The sequence below is a fragment of the Streptomyces aureus genome, from assembly GCF_001418135.1.
Lineage (GTDB): Bacteria > Actinomycetota > Actinomycetes > Streptomycetales > Streptomycetaceae > Streptomyces > Streptomyces aureus_A.
Genome location: NZ_LIPQ01000351.1, coordinates 14,441 through 38,148, shown reverse-complemented (window position 1 = coordinate 38,148; position 23,708 = coordinate 14,441). Strand labels below are relative to the sequence as shown.

Here is a 23,708-nt window from a genome sequence, read left to right as displayed (position 1 = left end):
GTCGTCCTCACCGGGGCGGGCTTGGCGGTGCGGACCGGGCGGGGCGACGCGGTGGTGGGTTTCGCGCTGGGCGATGCCGAGGCGGGCGGGCGTCCGGTGGCGGACGTGGAGGCGGACGGCGAGGTGGTGGGGGTCGTCGCCGCCGACGACGGGGTGCCGGAGTGGGTGGACGGGTCCTGGTCGAGGGGCAGGTCGAGCTCCGGGGCCGTCACGCGGTTCGCCTCGAAGATCTCGTCGTCGCCCCGGCCCCCGGACAGCGAGAACGCTCCGCCCGTGACCGCCATGACCACGACACCGGCCGCGATGACGGCGCGGCGCCGGCTCCGCTCCTGCGTCTGGCGACGGCGCCGGAGAGCCGCACGCGTGCCGTGCCGGCCGGGCGCCGGGGAGGCGGAGGAGGCGGGCGTGGACCGGGGTACGTGGGGGCGGGTGTGTCCCGCGGAGCCGGCCAGGACGTACGGCTCCGTCAGGTCCGCCGCGTGGTCCTGTCCGTACGCGCCGAGGTGTGCCGTGTCGGACGGGTCGGTGCCTCCGGCCGTACGGTACGGGTCGCCGTCCGTGGCCGCGTACGCGGCCGGACCGGTGCCCGGCCCGCCGGCCGCGGCCGCGAACGCGGCGGCCGTCGTCGTGTCCGGCGAGGCCTCGTCCGTCCGGGCCGCCAGAACGGGCGAGGTGGTCGCGAGGAGGAGCTCCGCCGGGACCAGCGCGTGCCAGCGCGGGGCGCAGTGCCCGCAGCCGAGCGTGTGGTGGGCCAGGTGGTCGCGCCACGGGGCGGAGGGCCGGCCGTCCCAGTCGGCCGCCTCCCGGCCCAGGAAGGGGCAGGCCGGGTTCCCGGCCAGGGCGCCGACGACGACGCGAGCGGCGTCGAGCCGGGCCCGTACGGCGTCGATCCGGGCCGGCGCCTCCTCGGTCGGCCACCGCAGTGCGGCCGCCGTCTCGTACCTGGTCAGCTCGCCCGCGCACTCCAGCCACCACAGGGCCAGCTGTTCGCCGTCGTCCGGGTCCAGCCAGCGGGCCGCCTCGATGATCTCGTACGCCTGCCCGTGCGCGGACGACCGCTCGGCGTCCGCGCCGTAGTCGTACCCGGCCGGCTGCTGGTGCCGGTGCCGCCGGATCCCGTCCACGGCGATGGCGACCAGCCAGGGCCGGAAGACCCCGGGGTCGGTCAGGGTGGGGAGCCCGTCGAGGGCGCGGAGCATCGTCTCGCGCACGACGTGCTCGACGTGTTCGGCACCGTGGCGGCCGTTCATGGCGAGTGCCACGGTGGTGTGGATCAGGGGCAGGTGGGCGGTGATCAGCTGGTCCCGGGCCCACGGGTCACCGTTCCGCGCCGCGAGGACCAGCTCCGTGTCCCGCTCGATTCCTGTGCTCTGCCGCACGCCGACCGTCCCGTTCGTTGGAGATGATTGCGCATGGGAGAGCCTGGAGCGGGGCGCGGATAACGAAAAGGCCGCGGACGGTGAAAGTGATGTGGGTCACGCGGGAGACCTTCCTGTCGGGCCCGGCCGCGACGCCTCCGGCCGGGCCCGCGCCGCCGTACTCAGTGGTGGTGGGTTCCGCCTGAGGTCCGGGGGGCCGGTCCCTCCTTCGCCGTCGCCGCACCGTGCGTGCCGTGGTCGCCGTGGCCGGGTACGGTGCCGTCCGGCTTGGCCACCAGGAACAGTCCGGCCATTCCCATGTCGGAGTGACTCTGGACGTGGCAGTGGTACATCCAGGCGCCGGCTCCGACGTGCTCTCCCGCGATGACCTGGAACCCGAACGAGTCGGCGGGTCCGGTGATCTTGTTGTCGACGACCCGGCTCACGTCCTCGGGGCCGCCGAGGAGACCGGTGCGGTTGTCGGCCCAGCGATGACCGTGCATGTGGAACGTGTGGTAGTACTCGCCGTGCGTGATCATGACGATCTCCACCCGGTCGCCCACGGTGGCGAGGAAGTTCGGCGGATCGGCGGCCGGCCGGTTGTTGATCGTCATGTCGTTGAAGACGATGGTGAACTGCTTGTCCGGCAGGATGTCACCCTTGCGGCGCACCACCAGGCCGCCGTAGAGGCCCTTGCGGATGCCGCCGGTGCCGTGGTCCGTGCCCACGACGTGGTCGTGGTAGTGCCAGTACCCGGCACTGCCGGGCCGCCAGGTGCCGTCGGGGCGGCGGCCGGGGGCGTGGGTGCGCCAGGTGTAGGTGCGGGTGGCGCCCGCCTCGACGTGGCTGCCGCTCATCCTCGTACCGTCGTTGTCGATGTCGTAGTCCACGCCGTGCGGGTGGAGGCTGACCGGGACGTCCATCAGGTTCTCGAACTCGATGTGGAGGGTGTCGCCCTCGTTGAGCTCGATGAGCGGGCCGGGCACGGTGGCCTTGCCCTTCTCCAGGCCGTAGCCCATGCGCCCGTCGGCCAACTTCTCGGCGTACAGCCTGAGATGGCGTATCCGGCCGCCGGCCGGGGCAGTCCTCAGCGGGGCCGCCGCGGCGGCCGCGTCGGGTGCGGCACTGGAGGCGGAGGTGAGAGACAACGATGTCACGCCGGTCGCGGCGACGGCCCCGCCCGCGAGCAGGCGACGGTTGAAGCTGCGTCTGTCCATGTCGAACTCTCCGGTCTTCAGAGGAGATTGACGGGCTGCGGGGCCAACGGGGGCTCCTGGGACGGCCCACACCGTAGCGGGACGACAGTGGTTTATCCACACCCAGGACAAAGTTCGTCCGGTTGCGGCCATAGACCTTGGCGAACCGCGCAAAGAGGTCTAGCTTCAACGGCTGTCGTTGTGACCTCAGAGGGATGGGTGACCCATGAAGCGCACACCACATCACCGGTCGAGATCGAGAACAGGCTTCGCCGTGGCGGCACTTGGGGCAGGCGCACTGACCGCCTCCCTGCTCGGCGGCAACCCCGCCGCCGCCAAGCCGGATCCGGACCCGCCGTCGGCCAGGGCGGCGACAACGTTATCCCTGCCGTCGCCACCGGGCGGCGCCACCGTACGGGTCCTCGTCTTCCACGGGTCCGCGACGGCCGAGTCGCCGACGGTCGACGCGGGCATCGCGGCCGTCGAGACCATCGGCCTCACCGGCCCGGCCGCCGGCCGCTACCGTACGGAGGCCACCGACGACCCGGCCGTCTTCACCGACGCCAGGCGGCTCGGCAGGTACAACGCGGTGGTCTTCCTGACCGGTGGCGGCGATGTGCTCGACCCCGAGCAGGAAGCGGGCCTCGAGGCCTACATGGAGGCGGGCGGCGGTTTCGTCGGCGTCCACGAGGCCGCCCGCACCGAGCCCTACTCCGGCTGGTTCACCGGCCTGATCGGCGCCCGGCCCACCGGCGCCCCGAGCGGCACACAGCGCGCGGTGGTGGAGGTCGGCGACCGGCGGCACCCGGCCACGAAGTCCCTTCCGCTGGAGTGGAGGCGGCCCGACAAGTGGTTCAACTGGGACCGCAACCCGTCCGGCACCGTGCACACCGTGGCGCGGGTCCGGGAGTCCTCGTACCAGCCCGCCGCCAGGCCCAACGGGTGGGACCACCCGGTGTCCTGGTGCCGTGACTACGACGGCGGCCGGTCCTTCTACACCGCCATGGGCGGCACCGTCGACAGCTACGCCGAGACGGACTTCCGCGACCACCTGCGCGGCGCGATCGCCTGGACCGCGCGGATCTCCCGGGCGGACTGCAAGGCGACCATCGACGCCAACTACACCGCCGAGCGCGTCACCAAGCCCAACCAGCCCGGCCAGAACGACCAGATCGGCGAGCCGCACGGTCTCGTCGCCGCTCCCGACGGCCGCATCCTGTACATCGGCCGCGGCGGCGCCGACTCCAGCGTCCCGGTGGTCACCGACTGGAACAACCCGGACATCGGCAGGGGCAACGGCGAGATCCACGTCTACGACCCGAAGACCCGGCAGGTCACCAAGGCCGGCGCGCTCACCGTCTTCGGCAACAAGGGCGGCGGCGACGAGCTGATCAAGAACGAGGAGGGGCTCCTCGGCATCGAGCTCGACCCCGGCTTCATGACCAACGGCTGGGTCTACCTCCACTACACACCGCACTCCCGGATCGACCGCGTGGAGCACATGGGCGAGCGGCGGGTCTCCCGCTTCACCCTGGATCTCGCGACGAACAGGCTCGACCTGGCGAGCGAGAAGGTGCTGCTGAGCTGGCCGGTGCAGATCCACAGCTGCTGCCACGCGGGCGGCGGAATGGCCTGGGACTCCAAGGGCAATCTGTACATCGCCACCGGTGACACCAACTCGTCCGGATCCAGCGGAGGTTACTCGGGCAACAATCCCGCCCCGAACTTCAGGGGCGTCTCCTTCGCGGACGCGCGCCGCACCGCCGGCAACACCAACAACCTCAATGGGAAGATCCTGCGGATCCATCCCGAGCCCGACGGCACGTACACCCTCCCCACCGGCAATCTCTTCACCGGTCAGGAGAGCGACGAGGGCGGCGGCAAGACCCGCGGCGAGATCTATGTGATGGGCGTGCGCAACCCCGCGCGCATCTCCGTCGACAGGACGACCGACATCCTCTACGCGGGCTGGGTCGGCCCCGACGCGGGCGCGCCGTCCACGACATGGGGCCCGGCCAAGTACGACACGTTCGCCGCGATCACCAAGGCGGGCAACCACGGCTGGCCGTACTGCATGGGCAACAAGCAGCCCTACCGGGACCGCGGTCCGCTCGACCCGGCCAAGCCGCTCGGCTGGTACGACTGCGACGCGCCGAAGAACGAGTCCCCGAACAACGACGGCCTGGTGAACCTGCCGCCGGTGACGGGGAACACGATCTGGTACTCGCCCCAGGGCGGCGGCGTGGACTACCCCAGGGACGCCGACGGCATCCCGAGCTACCGGCAGGAGGAGCAGAAGCTGCTGCTGCCGTGGCTCAAGGGCGGCGGGCAGGCGACCATGAACGGTCCGCTCTACCGCTACGACGCGGCGAGCGACTCCACGGTCAAGTGGCCTTCGTACTGGGACGGCAAGTGGTTCGTCGGCGACTTCTACGACGGGGACCAGCCGCGGCACGCCGTGCTCACCGATCCGAAGACCGTCGGCAGGGGCGGCCTCCCCGTGCACGCCGAGTCCCTGAAGAAGATCGTCCCGGTCGGGCAGGGCGGCATCCGCAACCTGATGGACTGGAAGTTCGCCCCGGACGGTTCGCTGTACGTCCTCGACTACGGGCGCGGCTTCTTCACCTCGCACCCCGACTCCGCGCTGTGGCGCGTGACCTACAAGGGCGGCGGGCCCACCCCGGCCGCGGACCAGCTGGCGAGGAGGACGGCGCAGTGATCACGAGACACAGGGGCACGAGCCTGTGGGCGGCCCTGCTGGCCGCCGTGGCGATGGTCGTCGGCCTGACCTCGGCGGCCGCCTACGGCAGGGCGGACGACGCGCGACGCGGCGACGGCGGACGCCGGACCGCCGCGGCGCAGGTGCTGACCTGGAAGGCGGGCGATCCGATCGACCGCTATCTGGAGTTCCCGACCACGGCGGTGGCCGGCGCGACGACGATCGTCTTCGAGAACAGCGCGGCCACCGGCAACACGACCGGCATGCCGCACACCCTGACGTTCGACGTCTCCGACCCGGAGTACAACAACGACGTCCCGCTCAACATCCTGGCCAACCCGGGCGACGCGAACGGCGGCCGCCACACGGCCGAGGTGACACTGACCCCGGGCCGGTACCTCTTCAAGTGCACGATCCCCGGGCACGGCCAGATGCAGGGCATCCTCACGGTCACCGAGGGCGGCGGCGAGGACACCACCGCGCCGGAGACGACCGCGAAGGTCGAGGGCGACCGCAACGCCGACGGCGCCTATGTCGGCCAGGCGACGGTCACGCTCGGCGCGACGGACGCCGGTTCGGGCGTCGACAAGGTCGAGTACGCGGTCGGCGCGGACGGCCCGTGGCAGCCGTACACGGTCCCGGTCGTCGTCGACCGGGTCGGCGCGCACACGATCCGCTACCGGGCGAGCGACAAGGCGGGCAACACGGCCGCCGAGAAGACCGCGGCGTTCGCGGTCGTCGCCCGGCCCACCGACGACACGACGGCGCCGGAGACCTCGGCGACCGTGTCGGGCGAGCGGGACGACCAGGGCCGCTACCTCGGCATGGCCACGGTGACGGTGACCGCGTCCGACACCGGGTCGGGCGTCAACACCATCGAGTACGCGATCGGCGACGGCGCCTGGCAGCCGTACACCGCTCCGGTGATGGTGCACCAGGCGGGCGAGCACACCGTCCGCCACCGGGCGAGCGACAAGGCGGGTAACACCGCCGCGGTGAAGTCGGTCGCCTTCACGGTCGTCACCCAGCCCGATCCCGACACCACCGCCCCCGAGGCCGCCGCCTCGGTCGCGGGGACGCGCGACTCCGACGGCGCGTACCTCACCAGCGCCACGGTCACGCTGTCCGCGTTCGACGCGGAATCGGGCGTCGAACGGATCGAGTACTCGCTCGACGGCGGCCCGTACCTCGCGTACACCACGCCGGTGATCGTCGACCGCGTCGGCCGCCACACGGTGCTCTACCGGGCGACGGACAAGGCCGGCAACACCTCCACGGCCCGGAGCACGGCCTTCACCGTCGCCGAGGGCGGCGGGGTGCCCGCGCCCGACTGTCCGGAGTTCGACGAGCGACTGACGGTCATCGTCGGGACCGTCGACACCGGTGTCCCGAACCGGATGACGAACAGCCGATGCACGGTCAACGAACTCATCGAGGACGAGAAGGACTGGTCCTCGCACGCGCTGTTCCTCAAGCACGTCGACACGGTGCTCGACCGGCTGCTCGCCGACGGCGTCATCGACACCCGCGAGCACAGGAGGATCTACCGCGCGGCCAAGCAGTCGGGCATCGGCGGGCCCGGCCGGACCGAGGGGTACCGCGACCTGTTCGACGGCACCGCGGCGAGCTTCTCGAAGTGGCAGCACGTCGGCGGCGGGAAGTTCGCGTTGAGCGGGGACGGGGCCATGACCAGCAGCACCACGGTGCCGGGCATGGGCATGCTGTGGTTCCCGCAGCGGCAGTACGGCGACTTCTCGCTCAGGCTCCAGTGGCGCGACGACGCCCCCGGCGCCGGCAACGCCAACGGCGGGGTCTTCGTGCGCTTCCCGTACGTCCACGACAACCCCGAGGAGAGCCGTCCGGAGTGGGTCGCCATCAAGTACGGCCATGAGATCCAGGTCCTGGACCGGCCCGACGGCGACATGTACAAGACGGGCTCGCTCTACGGCTTCGACCGCGTCGGCCTCGCCGGTGCCGGGGTGACGCCGAAGGGCACCTGGAACGACTACGAGATCCGAGTGGAGGGCCAGCACTACTCGGTCTTCCGCAACGGCAAGCTGATCAACGAGTTCGACAACACCGGTGGCCAGGTCTTCCAGCCGCCGCGCGGCGACGACCCGGGCACGGACGGCCGGCGCTACGCCTCCGGTTACATCGGGCTCCAGGTCCACGGCACGACGGACGTCATCTCCTACCGCGACATCCGGGTGAAGGAGCTGTAGGCCGCGGAAGGGCCCCTCTCCCGTCGCGGGAGAGGGGCCCTTCCCGCTCGTCTCACGTGGGCAGGTTCTGCTCCGCCCACACCACCTTGCCGGAGACGGTGCGGCACGAGCCCCACCGGCGGCACAGCATGTTGATGAGCTGGAGGCCACGGCCGCCCTCGTCGCTGAGGTCCGCGTGCTGGATCTGCGGCAGGTCGGGGCCCGTGTCCGAGACCTCCACGACGAGGCGTTCGCCGCGCAGCAGCCGGAGCCGGCCGGGACCGTTGCCGTAGCGCAGGGCGTTGCCGACGAGCTCCGAGACGACGAGCTCGCAGACGTCGGCCAGCTCCGCCAGATCCCACGCGTCGAGCTGGTCCGTGACCAGACCGCGGGCCACCGACGCGGCCCGCCCCTCCTGCGGCAGCTGCCACTCGCACAGCTCGTCGGCGGGGCCCGACGCGGTCGTCGCGACGAGCAGCACGGCCTCGTCGAAGCGGCTGGCGTCGGTGGGGGCGCGGTCCGTGAGGCCGCCGCGTTCGAGTGCCTCGGGGGTGAGGCCGCGGGCCGCCGACCGCAGCCGCTCCAGCTGGTGATCGAGGTCCTCGTGCCGGGACTTGACGAGGCCGTCCGTGTACATGACCAGATGGCCGCCCACCGGGACCTTCAGCCGGATCGGGTCGTACGGGATCACTCCCGCGCCGAGCGGCGCGCCGATCGGTACGTCCACGAACGCGGCGGAGCCGTCGCCGTCGACGAGCAGCGGGGGCAGATGACCGGCGCTGGCCACGGTGTAGGTGGAGTCGGCCGGGTCGTGGACCGCGCAGAGGAAGGTGGCGACCTGCTCGTCCTCCAGGTCACGGGTGGCGAGGTCGAGCCGGGCGAGGACCCGCTCCGGCGCCATGTCGAGGGTCATCAGGGTGCGGGCGACCGCCCGCAGACGGCCCATGGTGGCGGCGGCGGGCAGTCCGTGGCCCATGACGTCGCCCACCATCAGGGCCGTACGTCCGCCGGGCAGGGCCATCACGTCGTACCAGTCGCCGCCCACGCCGTGGTGGGCCGTCGAGGGCGTGTACTCGGCGTGGACGCGCAGCCCCGGCGTCACCGGGGTCGCGCGGGGCAGCAGGCTGCGCTGCAGGGAGACGACGTGCTCGCGCTCGCGTCCGTACAGCCGGGCGTTGTCGATGTAGACGGCGGCCTGGGAGGCCAGCTGCTCGGCCAGCGCGAGGTCCGTGTCGGAGAACGGGGGCGTTCCGGGACCGCGTACGAAGTCGGCGCTGCCGAGCAGCAGCCCGCGGGCGATCAGCGGCACCGCCAGATAGCTGTGGACTCCCGCGGCGCGCATCTTCGCCGCGGCGCTCTCCGTCGGCGCGACCCTTCTGAAGTCGTCGTCGCGCATGCGGCTCACGAGGACCGGCCTGCCCTGCCGCAGGCAGTACTGGTGGAGGAGCGTCTCGTGGGCCTCCTCGGTCCGGACGAAGGTCTCGCCCACCGGGGTGGGTTCCAGGGAGGAGAGCGACTCGACGGCGGACACCGCGGTGGCCCGCAGGAGCGGGATGCCCGTCCCCGTCCAGCGAGACCCCTCCTCGCCCCGCAGGACGCTCTCCAGGATGTCGACGGCGGCCCCGTCGGCCAGGGTGGGCACGGTGAACTCGGCCAGTTCCTGAGCGGTGCGCTCCAGGTCGAGGGTGGTGCCGATGCTGGATCCCGCGGAGTTCAGCCAGGCGAGCCGTTCGCGCGTGGTGACGCGGTCGAGGGGGACGTCGCCCTCGCTCCGGCCGAGTCGTCTGCGGGCACCGGCCGAGCGGAGGACCGAGGCGCCCTTTCCGGCCGAGGCACGGCGGACAACGCGCCGCCTCCCGTTGCCATCGTTCACTCTTTCGGCCTCCAGACAGAAACTCGTCCGCTGTTGGTGCACATCATGCACCTGCCTCCCCCTCCTGGCCGATCAGGGCGGCACGTCCCGTCGTTGTCTTGCGGCGCAAGATAGCCACTGACTATCATGCACCGCATGACAAAGGAGCTGCCGACAGCCGGTGACCAGCGGCGCAGCCAGCTTCTGCGCGGTGTGCTCGACCTGTGCCTGCTCTCACTGATCGCCGAACGTCCGCGGTACGGCTACGAGTTCATCGAGGCGCTCACGGAGAGCGGGCTCGAACTCGTCGGCGAGGGCAGCATCTACCCGCTGCTGGCCAGGATGGAGCGAGCCGGGCTCGTCGAGCCGTTCCGCGCCCCGTCGCCCAGTGGCGGAGCGCCACGCAAGTACTACCGACTGTCCGAGGCCGGCCGGGCCGAGCTGGAGCGCGGCCGGATCGTATGGCAGGGGTTCACCGCCCAGGCCGACCGGATCCTCACTCGAACGACCCACGGGGGAACGACACCATGACCAACGAGCACGTACTCGCGGTCTGCCGCAGCAACTGGGAGTACCGGGGCATCGACGACGCGTCCGTACGCGAGATGCTCGCCGAGCTCACGGCGCACCTGGAGGACGCCGCGGCCGCCGGCCGCGCTCCGCGGGACGTCGTGGGCCCGGACGTCAAGGCGTTCGCCGCGTCCTGGGCCAGGGCGCGGATGCCACTGCACCGGCGCGCGCTGCGGATGGCGGCGATGGTTCCGTTCGTCGTGGGCGGGCTGCTGCTGGTCTCGCACCTCCTCCACTGGACGACGGTCGTGGACATCGACGCCGGGCGGCTGGCCTTCTGGCTGAGCATCGGGGTCGTCACCGTGTTCCTCGAACTGCGCAAGGGCACGATCGGATTCGGCAAGGGGTGGATCGTGGCGCTGGTCGTCGGACTGCCGGTGTTGTTCCTGACGCAGAAGCTGGTCGGCGAGGAGACGCTGTTCCTGCTGCCCCTGTGGGCCAGCGCCCTGCTGACACTGCCGGGCGTCGGGTACCTCGTCGCCGAACGGCGGCGCGCCCCGCGCCCCGCGGAGTCCTGACCGGCGGCGCGTCTCACCCGCACGGCCCGGCAGGGGTGCCCGTCCGTCCCGGAGCGTGAACGCTGGGGACACGGACCGGGCCGAGAGGTGGGACACGGGATGAGCCAGGACAACAGGGGCGGGACGCGGACGAGGGGATCCGGTGCGGGTGCCGCGGCGCGGCTCCTGGCCCGGATCGCCGTGCTCGCGGTGGTCGGCTCCCTGGTCGTCCTGGTGCTCACGATCGGCGACGGCGGCCTCGTGGTCGTGGTGGCCGGCCTGCTGGGGCTCGTCGTCTGCGCCGCGGGCGTGTGGTGGTTCCTGGCCCACCGCGGCGCGGTGCGCCTGTTCGGGGCGCTCGTCGCGGTCGCCGCGCCGGTCGGCGTCCTGGTGCTCTACGCCCACGACGGGCTGTGGCTCACGGCGCTGGTACTGGTGCTGTGCTGGGCCCTCGCACTGGCCTGCGCGCGGGCCGCGCTGCGCAGGGCCCGCTCGCGGCGGAAGACCCGCTCGTTCCCGGCTCCCCGGCCCCAGCGGGCGTTCCTCATCATGAATCCGAAGTCGGGGGGCGGGAAGGTCGGCCGCTTCGGCCTGGTCGACCGGGCGGAGGCGCTGGGCGCCCGGGTGACCGTGCTCGATCCCGACAAGCCGGCCGACGTGGCCGCGCTGGCCCGCGAGGCGGTGGCCGAAGGCGCGGACCTGCTCGGCGTCGCCGGCGGCGACGGCACCCAGGCCCTGGTCGCGGCGGTCGCCGCCGAACACGATCTGCCGTTCCTCGTCGTCTCGGCCGGCACCCGCAACCACTTCGCCATGGACCTCGGCCTCGACCGCTCCGACCCTGCCCGCTGCCTGGACGCGCTCACTGACGGCGAGGAGCTGCGGATCGACCTCGGCGACGTCGGCGGCCGACCCTTCGTCAACACGGTCTCCTTCGGCGTCTACGCCGATGTCGTGCAGCGCCCCGAATACCGTGACGACAAGGCGGGCACGGCCCTGACACTCATGCCCGACCTGCTGGTCGGCGAAGGGATGCGCCGCCTCGACGCCCGGATCGACGACATGCCGTTGGCGTCCCAGCAGGCCCTCCTGGTCAGCAACAACGCGTACACCTCGCCCGACGTGCTGAGCGGCGGCGGCCGCCGGCCCAGCCTCGACGAAGGCGAGCTGGGCGTGCTGGGGATCCGGGTGGAGGGCGCGGCGGAGGCCGCGGACCTCGCGGTACGCGGTTCGCAGTCCACCGGGCTGACCGTCACGACCGCCCGCCGGGTCGAGGTGACCTCTTCCGCGACGGGCGGCTCCGGTACGAGCGAATCGGGCACGAACGGCTCCGGCACGGACGGATCGGGTACGAACGGCTCCGGCACGGACGACTCGGACACGAAGGGCTCCGGCGCAGAAGGATCGGGCACAGGGGCCTCTGGCACGCGCGGCTCCCGTACGGACGAGATCCCCGTCGCGGTCGACGGTGAGGCCCTGCGCATGACCACGCCGGTCGTCTGCACGCTGCGACCGGGCGCCCTGCGGGTCCTGGTGCCGCGCGACCGCCCCGGCGTCGTCGCCCCCGCCCCGCGCGTGGACTGGCGACGGCTCTTCGACCTGGCCTTCGGCCGTCAGGTGCCGAGCACCCCGGGGCAGGACACCTGAAACGATCTCGAATCCTGTTCGACGAAAGCCCCGCCCTCCGGTCGACCCACCGGGCGCCGGGCCGGGCAGCCGACGCCGGGGCGGTCGTCCTGGGCGGCGCGCGGGGATCGCCCCCGACTCGGGTACCCGTCGAGGGCAAGGACGCGGCCTGGTCCGTGACGCCCGGCGCCAGCGCAGGAGCTCACCATCACCCCCGAGCGCCGCACGGGCGCGGCGCCCCCTGTCCGTCCGCACCGGAACGGCCCGGGACAATGGCACCCCCGGGCCGTTCCGCGGACGTACGCGGTCGTGGCCCGGCCGAGCGGAGAGACGAAGGACCGATGACGCTGAAAGTGGGCCGGCGCGTGCAGCTGGCGGTGGAACTCGTCCTGACGGGTCAGGTCGCCCTGGCCGGGGAAGCCCCGACGGAGCCGTACGCCGCCGTGGGCCTCCTGGCCCTGGCGGCGGGTACCGAGGGCACCGTCGAAGATGTGGACGACGACCGCCGGGAGAGCGAGGAGGTGCGCGAGTACGCGCGGCTCAGGTCGCTCCTCGACGACTTCGGCCACCAGATGCCGCCGGGGAGCAGGGCGCGGCTGGAGGAGCAGGTCGCCGCCCTGGAACCGGCGTGGACCGCGTACCAGGAGGCGGAGACCCCGGTGCGGGTCCGCGTCCGGCTCGACAACGGATTCGTCCTCCGCGACACGTCGGGGGACGTCTTCGTCGCCGTCTGACACGGCCGCTCAGGGTCCCTTCGCCCGCACCGGCCGGCGGATCAGATACGCGGCGGCGGAGGCGACGAGCACCAGCATGCAGGCGATGAAGACCAGCCCCGCCCCCTCCAGGCCCAGGGGATCGGCCAGCAGTCCCACCCCGATCACGGGGATCGAGATGCCGGTGTACGCGACCACGAACAGCGTCGAGATCACCGCCGCGCGCCGGTCCGGGGGCGCCGCGGCGGCGACGGAGGCCAGGGCCGCGCGGAACGCGAGGCCCTGGCCCACACCGCCGACCACGGCGGACAGGACGACCAGCGCGAGCAGGTCCGTGTACAGCGCCGCCCCGAGGAGGACGAGACCGCCGAAGAGCACCACGCAGCCCAGGGGCAGCGAGCGCGCCACTCCGACGCGGTCGACGGCCAGTTGCCCGGCGGTGGAGGCGAAGAAGGCGAGTGCCACGATCAGGCCGCTCACGGCGTGGTTGTCGACGTGCAGGTACCGGGCGAGGAACGCCGGGCTCACCGAGGTGAACACCCCGAAGAGGGCGAACCCCACGAACGAGGCGATCGCCGCCGGCACGAACACGGCCCGTACCTGCGGCGGCAGCGCGGGGCGCTGCGGCCGTACGGCGGCCGGTCCGCGCCTCTCCCGTACGGTCTCGGGGAGCCACAGCAGGACGCCGACCGAGACCGCCACCAGGCCGAGGTGCACGGCGAACGGCAGGACCAGGGGGTCGGGGGCGTACTCCGCGAGGAGTCCGGCGAGCAGCGGCCCGCAGCCGAGCCCTCCCATGTTGGCGGCCGTGGCCACGAGCGTAGCCCGGGACCCACCGCCGCGCGGGGCGAGCTCCATGACGTACGCGGTGGCGGCGCCGGTGAAGAGACCGGCCGACAGACCGGAGAGGAGCCGGCCCGCGTACAGCCAGCCCAGGGCGTCGGCGAGCAGGAAGCACACGGCGCTCGCCGCCGCGAATCCCAGGCCGCAGAGGAGGGTCGGGCGTCTGCCGACGGTGTCCGATGCGTTGCCCGCCAGGAGGAGTACGCCGATGACCCCGAAGGCGTACACGGCGTAGACGACGGTCACCGTCAGCTCGGAGAACCCGAACTTCTCTTGATAGAGCGGGTAGAGCGGGGTCGGCAGCGTGGTGCCGGCCATGCACACGACGAACACGGCTCCGGCGAGCAGACACCGCAGCCAGCCCCGACGCTCGCCCCGCGCCACGGGGTCACCCTCCATGCCCCGATCGCCTCTCACGTCACGATCGTGTTCCACGCCCCGGTCACCTTCCATGCAGCGGACCGTATCCCCGCCGACCGCCGACCCAGGGGCGCGAACTGCGGCAATCGCGAGGACGTCACCCGGTCGACGAGGTCAGCGCGCGACGGTCGAGTGCGTGACGGCACGTGCGCCACGGCACGTGCGGGTGGACCAGCGCCTCTCCGGCGCGGCGGGGCGGGCCGGAGCGGTCCGGCCCGCGCGAGGATCCCCGGGGCACCTGCTCCACAAGGGTGGAGCGGCGGCATCCGGACATCCGCGCATCCAGGCATCCAGGCCAACAGGCAAACAGGCAAAACCGGGCACGGGTCGCCGGAGCGTCAGGGCTTCTCCCGGCCCGGGTCGTTCCTCGGCCCCTTCTTCGGTGCGTCGGTCGGCGCGTCGTCCGATCCGGGCTTCGGGCCCTTCTCCGGGCCGCTCCCGTGTCCGTTCGCGTGGCCGTACCCGTACCCGTACCCGTACCCGTACCCGTTCCCCTGCCCCGTCTTCAGTCCGTTCCTGAGTCCGTTCTTCAGGCCGTTGTCCGTCCCGTTCCTCTCCCCGTGCTCCCCGCCCCTCCCCTGGCCCGGGTGCGTCGCCGGCCGCGTGGCCGGGCTCGCGGACAGGGGTGCGGACGTCACACCCGGCAGGGTCGTCGCGCCGGCCGCCGGGGCGGTGGTCCCGCCGGGCGTGGGCACGGGGGTCGTGGGGACGGGCGTCGGCTCGTCCGCGAAGGGACTGGGCAGGTCCACGGCGGCGATGGCCACTCCGCCCAGCGTCACGCTGGCGAGGGCCGCGGCGAGGGCCGATCTCAGGGAGCGCCGGCGAAGCCGCCGCGCGGCGCCGGGAGTCCAGTCGTCACGGCGGCGCGTCCGGCGCGTCCGGCCGGGGACGTGCAGTCCGGCGTCACGCGCGGCCCGGAAGGCGGCCCGCGCGCTCGCCTCCGCCTCACCGACCGCTTCCCCGGCCGTCCCGCCCGCGGCGACGCCGCCCGTCACGACCCCGCCCTCGGTGGCCCTGTCCGTCGCCTCCCGGTCGTCGCGCAGCGCGGACCGCAGAGACCGCTCCAGACCTTCGTACCGATGCTCGTCGGGCATCCCATCACCTCCCTGTTCCCCTGAGTTCCCGCGCCAGTCGCTTCAATCCCCGGTGTGCGGCGGACCGTACCGCACCGGGGCGTTTGCCCAGAACCCGGGCGGCCGTCGGCCCGTCGAGACCGACGACGACCCGGAGCAGTACGGCTTCGGCCTGCTCCCGCGGCAGGCCCATGACCAGTGCGAGGGCCTGCTCGGTGGAGAGGGCCTCCAGCGCGTCCCCCGCCGTGTCGGCGGCGGCGGGCAGTGCGAGCACGTCCTGTTCGAGCAGGGCGGGCCGGGGACGGGACCGTACCCTCCGCAGATGGTCGAGTGCCCGGTGCCGGGCTATGGTCGCGGTCCAGCCGCGGAAGCCCACGCCGTCGCCGCGGAACCGGCCGAGGTCGCGGGCGATCTCCAGCCAGGCCTCGGAGGCCACGTCCTCGGCGTCCTCGCCGACGATGCCCCTCAGGTAGCCGAGGAGCCCCGGACAGACGGTCCGGTACGCGTACGCGAAGGCCTCCTCGTCGCCCTCCTGCGCCCGTGCGACTGCCGAGCCGAGTTCGGAATCGCGTGCCGCGGTGGGCCCATGCCCCGTCCCCTCGTCCACACGATCCTCTTCACAACCGGTACGTCCACGAACCTCCGGTGACCACGGTGTACCGGAAGGCAGTCATCCTGTCAGACCGTCAGCACAGGCCCGCCGCCAGGCCGTCCGGCGACCGGACCGGCCGTCTGCGGGTGCGTGGCGGCCGCCGGCCGTGCAGGGTGAGGAAGTAGTTCTGGAGGGATTCCTGCGGTCCGATCTCGAAGCGGTTCACGGTCCGGCCGAGCGGATTCCACACCCGGCCGTCCGGCATCCGCGACCCGACGGGGTGGGCGAAGACGGACCGGAGCAGGTGCTCCGGAGGGATGTCGACCCAGACCGCGCCCGCCTCGCGCACCAGCACCTCGCCGACGTAGGCGCCGATGCCGATCAGGGGCCCGGCCATGGCCTCCCGTCCTGCGCCGCCCTGCCGGAGTCCGTCGATGAGCCGGTCGACGACGCGCAGGCTCGCCGCGGTGTAGTCGAGCGGAAGCCGCGCCCTTGCGGTGGCACGCCCCACGAACTCGGCTGCGTGACGCCCCATGTCGGCCGCGGACAGCGTCAGGTTTTCGCGGTCCATACGTGATCACCCTTCCCCTTCGAAGCGGCGTGATTCGCCGGATGATCAAGCGGAAGGCGGCCCGGAACCATCACGGAGGGCGTGCGTGACGCTGATCACACGCCGTCGGACCCCGGGCGATCCGCGCGGCGGCCCGCGTCCGAGAGCGCTCCCGCCGACCGGCTCACGCTCACCGTCGCCCCTGCGGGCGGGCACGGCGGTGGACGTGGAGCCGGACACGGCGGAGTTGGGCATCAGCCGGCGGGGCGCTCACGGACGCAACCGTGGAAAGGGCCGGAGTTCCCCGGGCCGAGCACCTACGGAGTGACCCGGGCGCGCTCGTGCGGGATCCTCTCCCCGGCCTCGACCGCGACGGGCAGCCGGTTCTCGGCGGGCGGCAGCGGGCAGGTCGCGAAGTCGGTGTACGCGCAGGGGAGATTGGTGGCGCGGTTGAAGTCGAGCAGGACGTCGCCGTCGGGGCCGGGCGCGTCGATCCGCAGGCTGCGATTGGCCGCGTACGTGGTGACGCCCGAGGTCGCGTCGGTGAAGAGCACCGTGAAGCCGCCGGGGGTGTATCCGTTGAAGGCGGTCAGGCTCAGTTCCCGGCCGTCGAGCCGGAAGGTGATCCTGCCCGGTGCGTCGTAGACGTGCCGCAGCCCCTCGACGGAGGCGCCGACGGTGGTCGGTCGCGGCTCGGCGAAGGGGACGTAGCGGCCGGTGACGACCCAGCGCGGATCGGGCGCGTACGCGGGTGTCCCGGTGAACGCGACCCGCAGCGGGTGGCCGGGGCGCCTGGGCCGGACGATGTGGTGGCCGCCGCGCTTGGCGACCTCGATCACGGTGTCGCCCCAGACGGCGTCGACGCCGCCGCGCTCCGGGATGACGCCGAAGTCGTACCGTCCCCGGACGGCCGCGCCGTCGACGACGAGTTCGGTCCCCTCGTCGAGTTCGACGGTGACGCCTTCGGGTCCGGTCGACCAGAGCCCGGGGGCGTCGGGAACGCGCTGCGGCTCGTCGGTGAGCCAGTGCAGGCCGGTGATGGCGAGGAAGCCGTGCTCGGAGGCGAGCCGGGCGTCCTTGTCGCGGTGCCACTCCTCCCACTCGGCGGTGAAGGCCGCCAGTCCGGAGTCGGCGTCGACGCGGGTCCCGGTCGTGGGAACGGGGGCGTTACGGGTGGTCATGGGTCCTCCTGATGTCGTCTGCGCATCGGATGCGGGGCTTGCACCGGGAGACCGCTCGCGCCGGCCCGTTCCGGCGGGGCCGAAGGGGCTGCCGGAGGGTGACGCTCAGGGGTGTGACGGGGGCACGGTGGTCGCGCGGGCGACGGCCGGCTGCCGGGACGAGGGCCTCGGGGTCAGCCGGAACAGGACGTGGTCGTGACGCGCACGTAGTCCACGTGTCGGCGCGTCACGAGCAGGGTCATACGGCCAGCAAAGCACAACTGCCGTGCCCCGGACCAGAGATCCGAGATTCTGGATCACCGGTCCGGCGCACGGCACAGGCGGGCAGACGGGAGTTCGACGACACCCCCCTAGCGACCCTGGAGGGCCTTCACGTTGTCGCCGAACGTCCAGCCCTTCGACCCGTCCCAGTTCGCCGACCAGGTCATCAGGCCCTTGAGCGCCCCGCCGTAGTGGTTCCACGCCTGTGCGACGAGCGACGGCGCCATGTGGCCACCGCCCGCGCCCGGCTGGGCGGGGAGGCCGGGGACCTGCTTGTCGTACGGCACCCGGATGGTGGTGCCCTGGATCACGAGGCCGCGGTTCAGACAGTCGGTCTGCGCGACGAACCCGGCGACGGTGCCCGCCGAGTAGGAGTCACCCGAGCATCCGTACATGCTGCCGTTGTAGTACTGCATGTTGAGCCACCACAGGCGCCCGTTGTCGGCGTACTTCTTGACGATCGGCAGGTACGCGCCCCAGATCGAGCCGTAGGCGACGCTGCCACCGGTGACGTACGCGGTCTCCGGGGCCATCGTCAGTCCGAACCCGGCGGGCATGCGGGCGAGGACCCCGTCGATGATGTGCACCAGGTTGGCCTGCGACGCGGACAGGGTGCCGATGCTGCCGCTGCCGACCAGACCGGTCTCGATGTCGATGTCGATCCCGTCGAAGTTGTACGTCTTCAGGATGGGCACGATGGTCGCGATGAACCGGTCCGCGACGGCACGGGAGCTGAGGTCGATGCCCGCGGCGGCTCCGCCGATGGACATGAGGAGCGTCGCCCCCGCCGCCTTGGCGTTGCACATCTGCGCCGGCGTGGAGACCCGGACGGTGCTGTCCATGCCGTCCTCCCACAGCACCGTTCCGTCCGAACGGATCACGGGGAAGGCGGCGTTGACGACGTTGTAGCCGTGGGCGGCGAAGCGCGGGTCGTCGACGGGCGCCCAGCCGAAGGGCGGGTGGACGCCGTTGGCCGCGCCGTCCCAGTTCTCCCAGTAGCCCTGGAGCACCTTGCCCGCGGGCTTCTGCTTGAGGGCGCAGGTGTCGGCCGCCGCGGCGGCGGGGGCGGCCACGGCGGCGGGGGCCGCGAGGGTGGCGGCTGCGAGCAGGGTGGCGAGACCTGCTCCGAGGAGACGAGCGATCCGGGGCGCTGGCATGCGTGCTCCTTGGGACGTGGGGGGGGTCCTAGGTATGGCGCGCGCTCCAGCAGACCGTAGGTTGGTCCAGACCATTCGTCAACCACCCTCGCGGGTAAGGGCGTTGAGTGTGTCGCAGGTCCCCCGTCAGCGGGTTACGCCGTGTGCAGCGTGAGGCCGTAGCGGCCGAGGATCTCGTTCACGGGCTGGAACCAGGTCTCTCCGCCGGTCGAGCAGTTGCCCCAGCCGCCGGACGTGACACCCTGCGCCTGGTCGCCGCTGATGAACGCGCCGCCGGAGTCACCGCCCTCCGCGCACACACTGGTCTTCGTCATCTGGTGCACCGCGCCCTGGCTGTAGTTCACGGTCTCGTTCTTGGCCAGGACGCTGCCGCAGTGCCACTTGGTCGTGGAACCGGAGCGGCAGATCGACGCGCCGACCGGCGCCTCGGCGGAGCCCTTGACGAGCCGGTCCGGTATCGCACCCCAGCCGAGCACCACGGGCACCGTCCACCAGCCGCTGTGGATGCTCACGTACGCGTAGTCGTTCCCGGGGAACGAGGAGCCCTGGAAGGTGCCCATCGCGGAGCCGTCCCAGCCCCGCACCGCCGCTCCGGCCCCGCCGCAGTGCCCGGCGGTGACGAAGCCGCCGTGCACGGAGAAGCCGATGGAACAGCGGACGTTGCCGGTGTAGTAGGGGTCGCCGCCGACGGTTCCGGCGGCGTACGTACGGGGCGCGGTCGCCGTTTCGGCGACGGTGACGGGTCCGGCCTCACGGGCCCGCTCGACGAAGGCCCGTACGGCGGGGGCGTTCCGGTCGGCGCGGACGACGGTGACGACGACGCTGTTGGAGCGGGGGTCGACGTGCCAGCCGGCGACACCGCCGGGGGCGGGGCGGGCGTCGAGCCGCGCCTTGGCCCGGTCGAGCGCCTCGGCGCTGTGCCGGACGAGCCGGGTGTCGGCGCCGAGCGCCCTCACCCCCGCCTCCTCGTCGCGGTCGGTGAGGGCCACGACGAGCCGCCCGGTGGCCGCGTCGAACCAGGAGCCGCCGTACGAGGCGCCGGCGGCCTTCTTGGCCTCGGACTCGACGCGGGCCGCCGTGCGTTCGGCCGCCAGCCGTTCCTCGGCCTGCTGTGCGGTGAGCCCGAGATCCTGGCGCATGGCCTCGAGGAGTCCCGCCGAGGCGGTGGGCGCGGTGGCGGCGGGGACGGCGCTCGCGGGCATCGCCTGGGCGGCGCCGAGTCCGACGGTGAGCAGCAGGGCCGCGGCGGCGGCGCGCAGGGCGGACGTACGTTTCACAGGGGCCTCCTAGTGGGGGGAGCAGGCGCTGAGAGCGCTCTCAACCGAGCGTGGGAGACACGGTAGCGACAGTCCACTTGTCAGGTCCAGACCACGACCGGACATTCGAAGCCGGAGGGCGACGGGGACCACATCCCCGCAACTGCTTTCCGCAACAGCCTGCAAGATCTTGCCGACAGGTGTCGCGGACTGCTTGACTCACCAGCGATCGGGGGCAGTTGAGTCGCCCCACGCGTACGGGAGGAACTTTGATGAGCAGTCGGTACGACGTCCTCGTCCTGGGCGGCTCGGGCGTCGACACGATCGTGTACGTGCCCGAGCTCCCCCTCCCCTACGCCGACAGCTACATGATCCGGCCGGGCATCGAGACCCGCGCCGGACAGACCGGCGACTTCGTCGCCCTGGGTCTGAGCTCGCTCGGCCTGCGGACGCACCACATCGACATGATCGGCGACGATCTCTCGGGCGACCTCGTCCGGGCGTTCCACCGCGACCGGGGCATCGGGTTCACCGAGGTGCCCCTGCCCGGCGGGACGAAGCGGGCCGTCAACCTCGTCGGACCCGACGGCCGCCGGCTCTCGCTCTACGACGACAGCCGCTCGCGGGAGTCCGACCGGCTGCCCGAGGAACTGCTCCGCCCCCTGGCCTCGGCGAGCCGGCACGCCCATGTCTCGATCACGCACCCCTGCGCCTACGCCCTTCCGCTGCTGCGCGAGGCGGGCGTCACCCTCTCCACGGATCTGCACGACTGGGACGGCGAGAACCCGTATCACGAACCCTTCGCCTACGGCGCGGACATCGTCTTCGTCTCTGCCACGGCCCTTCCGGACAAGGAGCGGACCATGCGCCGCATCCTGGAGCGGGGCCGGGCGGAGGTCGTGATCGCCACCGCCGGGGCCGAGGGCGCCTCCATGCTGACCGCCGCCGGGCTCGTCCACGTACCCGCCGTCACACCCCGCGAGCCGGTGGTCGACTCCAACGGCGCGGGCGACGCCTTCGCCGCCGGCTTCCTCTTCGGCCGCCTGACCGGCCAGGACCTCGACCGGTGCGCGCTCTACGGCGCGGTGGCGGGCGCCTACGCGTGCACCGTGCCGGCCACCGCGAGCGACGCCATCGACCGCGCGCGGCTGCTCGACGAGGCCGTCGCGGCACGGGCCTGAGCGGGAACGCCCGGAAGGGCCCGGTCCGCAGCGCGACGGACCGGGCCCTTCGGCCCACAGGGGATCAGCCGGATCAGCCGGATCAGACCCGGTCGGCCGCGATCAGGACGTACTGGAACGAGCCGTCCTTGTAGGAGTTGATGAACGCCTCCTCGATGCCGGTGACGAGGGAGGACGTGGCGCGCAGCTCCCAGTAGGGCAGGGTGTCGGGCGTCAGGTCGATGACGGCCTGCGGGACGAGACGGTTGTCGGCCATCGCGCGCAGGTACTCGCGGCGGGAGTGGATGTTGCACTCGAAGTGCGCGTTGATCTGGGAGACCCACTTCGAGGGCTGGCCGTACCGCGGGTTCCAGCAACCGGTGATGGTCACGTAGCGGCCGCCGACCTTGAGGAAGCGGGAGTGCTCGGCGAAGAGGTCGTCGAGGTCGACGTACATGCTCGACTCGTTGTTCCACGAGGCGGCGATGCTGCCCTTCTCGAACGGGGTGTCCAGCATGTTGCAGACCTGGGCATGGACGTGGTCGTCGATGCCCAGCTCCTTCGCGCGCTTGTTGCCGAACTCGGCCTGCGTGGAGGAAAGGGTGACGCCCTCGACCTTGCAGCCGAAGCGCTGGTGGGCCATGACGCTCGAACCGCCGCGGCCACAGCCGGCGTCCACGAGCGTGTCGTCACGCCCGATGGCTCCGAGATTGTCGAGGAGGACCTCGGCCTGCGCGGACTCCAGCCGGTGCAGTTCGGTGATCAGCTTCTTCTCGTACTCGCTGTCCGCGCTGTCCCCGAGGGCGGCGTGGTCGACGGCGCCGATGCCGTAGTGGTGGTGGTAGAGCCCGTCGACGTCGCCCAGGCGCAGGTTCACGGGCCTGGCCTCGTCGTTCCAGTAACGGGCGATGTCACCCTGGTACGGCGTCGCCGGGGACGGGACGAACGCGGAGGTGCCGGTGACAGTGGTGTACTCGGTGCTGGTCACAGATAATCCATTTCTTACCAGAAATCGGGCAGGCTGTAGCGATAGGTGTTGGTCTGGTGCCAGTAGTGGTTGCCGTCGACCCACACGGCCACGCCCCGCAGGAAGCGCTGCACGGTCGGGACGGGGCAGGCGGCGGCGAGGGCGGCGGCCTCGGCCTCGAAGTCGCGCATGAGGTCGTTGTGGACCTCGACGGCCTTCAGATAGCCCTCGCGGTCGGAGACGCCTTCGCGTTCGGCGATCACCACGGGCAGGTTCAGGTGTTTGCCGGGGCTGTCGAGTTCCTTCATGTACGAGTACAGGTCGTTCACGATGGTGGTCGCGTTCCCGGCGAGCGCGAGGACGCGCTGCATGGCCGGCTGGGCGTGCAGGTCCGCGGGGAGTTCGTAGCCGCCGACGGTGTCGGTGATGGTGGGGCAGGGGCGGAAGTTGTTGAACTGCCGCATCGCCAGGTACTCCCACACCTCCGGCATGTGGTCCGTCTCGGCCCAGGCGGCCTCGGCGAGGTAGCCCATGTGCAGCCGGGCCATGTCGTGCCGGAACCGGTCGGCCTGCGAGGGGGTCGACTGGTTGACGAAGTACTCCATGGCGGAGCGGTAGGCGCGCCGGGGGGCGTCCGCGTGGAGCGACTCCGCCCAGAGCGGCTGGTACTCCGTCGTCGTGTGGAGCGGGTCCAGGGCGGTGTGCGCGAGGAGCAGGCGGCCGCCGAGGCCGATGGGCGAGCCGCCGTGGTCCTCGCAGTAGCAGTCGTCGACGGCGTTCTCGGCGACCATCAGGCGCGTGGCGAGCATCAGGTGCTCGACGGTCGGGGCGTCGGGGTGGCAGGCGACCATGTAGCGCCCGACGGAGAATCCGTCGAACTCGCCCTCCCAGTCCTCGGGGTAGAGCTGCACCTCGTCCAGCGCCCAGGCCTTGATCCTGCGGCTGACCTCGTCCACCCGTACGGGATCGGGTTCGGGTACGGGGTGGAAGTAGAGGCCCGGGATCGGCCGGCCCTCCACCGGCGCCGGAGGCTCCGGCAGTTCGGGGGCGGCCTCGCGCCGGGCCAGGGACAGTCCTGCCGTGCCGAGGCCGGTGGGCCCGGGCAGGACGAACCCGGGAACCGGCGGCGCGGTCACGACGGCACCGGCCGGCGACGCGGGAGCGACCACGGAAGCGGTGGTGGCCAGGGGCGCGGGAGCGACCACGGGCGCGGTGCCGGCACCGGTCGCGGCGGCGGCCGCGGCCGTGAGAGCGGCTGCCCCGGCCGTCCCGGTGGGACCGGCCGCCCGCCCGAGGACATGGAGCCCGAAGTGGGCGGCGGCGGTGGGCAGGCTCGACTGCAGAGGGGAAGGCCCGGGTTCGGGCATCCGTGACTCCTTGGTGAGGGTGGTGGGCTGTCCGGGGTCCCGGGCACGGTCGGCCGACCCGGGACGCTCCGGACCGTGGCGGCCGCGGGACAGCTCCTCCAGGACCTGTCGTCGCACTCCCGTCGTCGCCCGACGGGCGGCCCCGGGGCGTC

General features: G+C 72.5%; 19 protein-coding genes. 7 read left to right on the top strand and 12 right to left on the bottom strand.

Annotated features, from left to right (window positions below; genetic code table 11):
• Together AOK00_RS26810 and AOK00_RS26805 are read right to left on the bottom strand one after the other, a co-directional pair.
• Positions 1-1,379, bottom strand: a 1,379-nt coding sequence (locus AOK00_RS26810; RefSeq protein WP_055602831.1) for a sigma-70 family RNA polymerase sigma factor, incomplete at its 3' end; no start/stop codon positions are given.
• Positions 1,380-1,540: 161 nt separating this feature from the next.
• Positions 1,541-2,575, bottom strand: a complete 1,035-nt coding sequence (locus tag AOK00_RS26805) for a multicopper oxidase domain-containing protein (RefSeq protein WP_055602830.1) — start codon at positions 2,573-2,575, stop codon at positions 1,541-1,543.
• 205 nt (positions 2,576-2,780) lie between these two features.
• Between AOK00_RS26805 and AOK00_RS26800 the strand changes: the two genes are divergently transcribed.
• Both AOK00_RS26800 and AOK00_RS26795 read left to right on the top strand, forming a co-directional pair.
• On the top strand, positions 2,781-5,273 hold the full coding sequence (locus AOK00_RS26800) for a ThuA domain-containing protein (RefSeq protein ID WP_055602829.1): 2,493 nt from the start codon (positions 2,781-2,783) through the stop codon (positions 5,271-5,273).
• 53 nt (positions 5,274-5,326) lie between these two features.
• Complete coding sequence (locus tag AOK00_RS26795) at positions 5,327-7,495, top strand: OmpL47-type beta-barrel domain-containing protein (protein WP_079042210.1); 2,169 nt, start codon at positions 5,327-5,329, stop codon at positions 7,493-7,495.
• Between the two features lie 52 nt (positions 7,496-7,547).
• On the opposite strand, the gene AOK00_RS26790 is transcribed toward AOK00_RS26795, so the two are convergent.
• A complete protein-coding gene (locus AOK00_RS26790; protein WP_055602828.1) occupies positions 7,548-9,347 on the bottom strand; it encodes an ATP-binding SpoIIE family protein phosphatase in 1,800 nt (599 codons plus the stop codon).
• A 135-nt stretch (positions 9,348-9,482) separates the two neighbouring features.
• On the opposite strand from AOK00_RS26790, the gene AOK00_RS26785 reads away from it, so the two are divergent.
• From AOK00_RS26785 to AOK00_RS26770, 4 genes are all read left to right on the top strand, one after another.
• Complete coding sequence (locus AOK00_RS26785) at positions 9,483-9,857, top strand: PadR family transcriptional regulator (RefSeq protein ID WP_055602834.1); 375 nt, start codon at positions 9,483-9,485, stop codon at positions 9,855-9,857.
• Entirely contained in the window at positions 9,854-10,414 is a 561-nt protein-coding gene (locus tag AOK00_RS26780; RefSeq protein ID WP_055602827.1) for a hypothetical protein, read from the top strand. Before AOK00_RS26785 ends, AOK00_RS26780 begins: the two co-directional genes overlap by 4 nt.
• A 99-nt stretch (positions 10,415-10,513) precedes the next feature.
• Complete coding sequence (locus tag AOK00_RS26775) at positions 10,514-12,037, top strand: diacylglycerol/lipid kinase family protein (RefSeq protein ID WP_055602826.1); 1,524 nt, start codon at positions 10,514-10,516, stop codon at positions 12,035-12,037.
• Between the two features lie 320 nt (positions 12,038-12,357).
• Positions 12,358-12,750, top strand: coding sequence for a hypothetical protein (locus tag AOK00_RS26770; RefSeq protein WP_055602825.1), 393 nt, complete (start codon positions 12,358-12,360; stop codon positions 12,748-12,750).
• Positions 12,751-12,759: 9 nt separating this feature from the next.
• Here AOK00_RS26770 and AOK00_RS26765 read toward each other — a convergent pair whose 3' ends face one another.
• The 7 genes from AOK00_RS26765 to AOK00_RS26735 all read right to left on the bottom strand — a co-directional run bounded on the left by AOK00_RS26765 (position 12,760) and on the right by AOK00_RS26735 (position 20,083).
• Positions 12,760-13,971: an MFS transporter gene (locus AOK00_RS26765; protein WP_055602824.1), complete on the bottom strand. Its 1,212-nt coding sequence runs from the start codon at positions 13,969-13,971 to the stop codon at positions 12,760-12,762.
• 359 nt (positions 13,972-14,330) lie between these two features.
• Positions 14,331-15,086, bottom strand: coding sequence for a hypothetical protein (locus AOK00_RS38575; RefSeq protein WP_055602823.1), 756 nt, complete (start codon positions 15,084-15,086; stop codon positions 14,331-14,333).
• Positions 15,087-15,090: 4 nt separating this feature from the next.
• Entirely contained in the window at positions 15,091-15,672 is a 582-nt protein-coding gene (locus AOK00_RS26755) for an RNA polymerase sigma factor (RefSeq protein ID WP_055602822.1), read from the bottom strand.
• A gap of 79 nt (positions 15,673-15,751) precedes the next feature.
• The gene (locus AOK00_RS26750; protein ID WP_055602821.1) at positions 15,752-16,228 is read right to left on the bottom strand and encodes a hypothetical protein; all 477 of its coding nucleotides are present in this window, start codon (positions 16,226-16,228) and stop codon (positions 15,752-15,754) included.
• A 296-nt stretch (positions 16,229-16,524) separates the two neighbouring features.
• Positions 16,525-17,388, bottom strand: coding sequence for a DUF1684 domain-containing protein (locus AOK00_RS26745; RefSeq protein ID WP_055602820.1), 864 nt, complete (start codon positions 17,386-17,388; stop codon positions 16,525-16,527).
• 350 nt (positions 17,389-17,738) lie between these two features.
• Positions 17,739-18,806 (bottom strand): chitinase, encoded by a 1,068-nt coding sequence (locus tag AOK00_RS26740; RefSeq protein ID WP_055602819.1) that lies wholly within the window; start codon positions 18,804-18,806, stop codon positions 17,739-17,741.
• Between the two features lie 134 nt (positions 18,807-18,940).
• On the bottom strand, positions 18,941-20,083 hold the full coding sequence (locus tag AOK00_RS26735; RefSeq protein WP_055602818.1) for a S1 family peptidase: 1,143 nt from the start codon (positions 20,081-20,083) through the stop codon (positions 18,941-18,943).
• A gap of 251 nt (positions 20,084-20,334) precedes the next feature.
• Between AOK00_RS26735 and AOK00_RS26730 the strand changes: the two genes are divergently transcribed.
• Positions 20,335-21,243, top strand: a complete 909-nt coding sequence (locus AOK00_RS26730) for an adenosine kinase (RefSeq protein WP_055602817.1) — start codon at positions 20,335-20,337, stop codon at positions 21,241-21,243.
• Between the two features lie 82 nt (positions 21,244-21,325).
• Here the strand turns inward: AOK00_RS26730 and AOK00_RS26725 are convergent, their stop codons facing one another.
• Both AOK00_RS26725 and AOK00_RS26720 read right to left on the bottom strand, forming a co-directional pair.
• Positions 21,326-22,210 carry a geranyl diphosphate 2-C-methyltransferase gene (locus AOK00_RS26725; protein WP_055602816.1) on the bottom strand — a complete coding sequence of 295 codons (885 nt, stop codon included), beginning with the start codon at positions 22,208-22,210 and terminating at the stop codon, positions 21,326-21,328.
• Positions 22,211-22,224: 14 nt separating this feature from the next.
• Positions 22,225-23,556, bottom strand: coding sequence for a family 2 encapsulin nanocompartment cargo protein terpene cyclase (locus AOK00_RS26720; protein WP_055602833.1), 1,332 nt, complete (start codon positions 23,554-23,556; stop codon positions 22,225-22,227).
• Positions 23,557-23,708: the final 152 nt, after the last annotated feature.

Excerpts from the sequence above, each read along its gene's own strand:
- AOK00_RS38575 (WP_055602823.1), bottom strand. The coding sequence starts at position 15,086 with ATGCCCGACGAGCATCGGTACGAAGGTCTGGAGCGGTCTCTGCGGTCC.
- AOK00_RS26765 (WP_055602824.1), bottom strand. The coding sequence starts at position 13,971 with ATGGAGGGTGACCCCGTGGCGCGGGGCGAGCGTCGGGGCTGGCTGCGG.
- AOK00_RS26745 (WP_055602820.1), bottom strand. The coding sequence starts at position 17,388 with ATGACCACCCGTAACGCCCCCGTTCCCACGACCGGGACCCGCGTCGAC.
- AOK00_RS26770 (WP_055602825.1), top strand. The coding sequence starts at position 12,358 with ATGACGCTGAAAGTGGGCCGGCGCGTGCAGCTGGCGGTGGAACTCGTC.
- AOK00_RS26730 (WP_055602817.1), top strand. The coding sequence starts at position 20,335 with ATGAGCAGTCGGTACGACGTCCTCGTCCTGGGCGGCTCGGGCGTCGAC.
- AOK00_RS26780 (WP_055602827.1), top strand. The coding sequence starts at position 9,854 with ATGACCAACGAGCACGTACTCGCGGTCTGCCGCAGCAACTGGGAGTAC.
- AOK00_RS26720 (WP_055602833.1), bottom strand. The coding sequence starts at position 23,556 with ATGCCCGAACCCGGGCCTTCCCCTCTGCAGTCGAGCCTGCCCACCGCC.
- AOK00_RS26785 (WP_055602834.1), top strand. The coding sequence starts at position 9,483 with ATGACAAAGGAGCTGCCGACAGCCGGTGACCAGCGGCGCAGCCAGCTT.
- AOK00_RS26740 (WP_055602819.1), bottom strand. The coding sequence starts at position 18,806 with ATGCCAGCGCCCCGGATCGCTCGTCTCCTCGGAGCAGGTCTCGCCACC.
- AOK00_RS26750 (WP_055602821.1), bottom strand. The coding sequence starts at position 16,228 with ATGGACCGCGAAAACCTGACGCTGTCCGCGGCCGACATGGGGCGTCAC.
- AOK00_RS26775 (WP_055602826.1), top strand. The coding sequence starts at position 10,514 with ATGAGCCAGGACAACAGGGGCGGGACGCGGACGAGGGGATCCGGTGCG.
- AOK00_RS26805 (WP_055602830.1), bottom strand. The coding sequence starts at position 2,575 with ATGGACAGACGCAGCTTCAACCGTCGCCTGCTCGCGGGCGGGGCCGTC.
- AOK00_RS26800 (WP_055602829.1), top strand. The coding sequence starts at position 2,781 with ATGAAGCGCACACCACATCACCGGTCGAGATCGAGAACAGGCTTCGCC.
- AOK00_RS26795 (WP_079042210.1), top strand. The coding sequence starts at position 5,327 with ATGGTCGTCGGCCTGACCTCGGCGGCCGCCTACGGCAGGGCGGACGAC.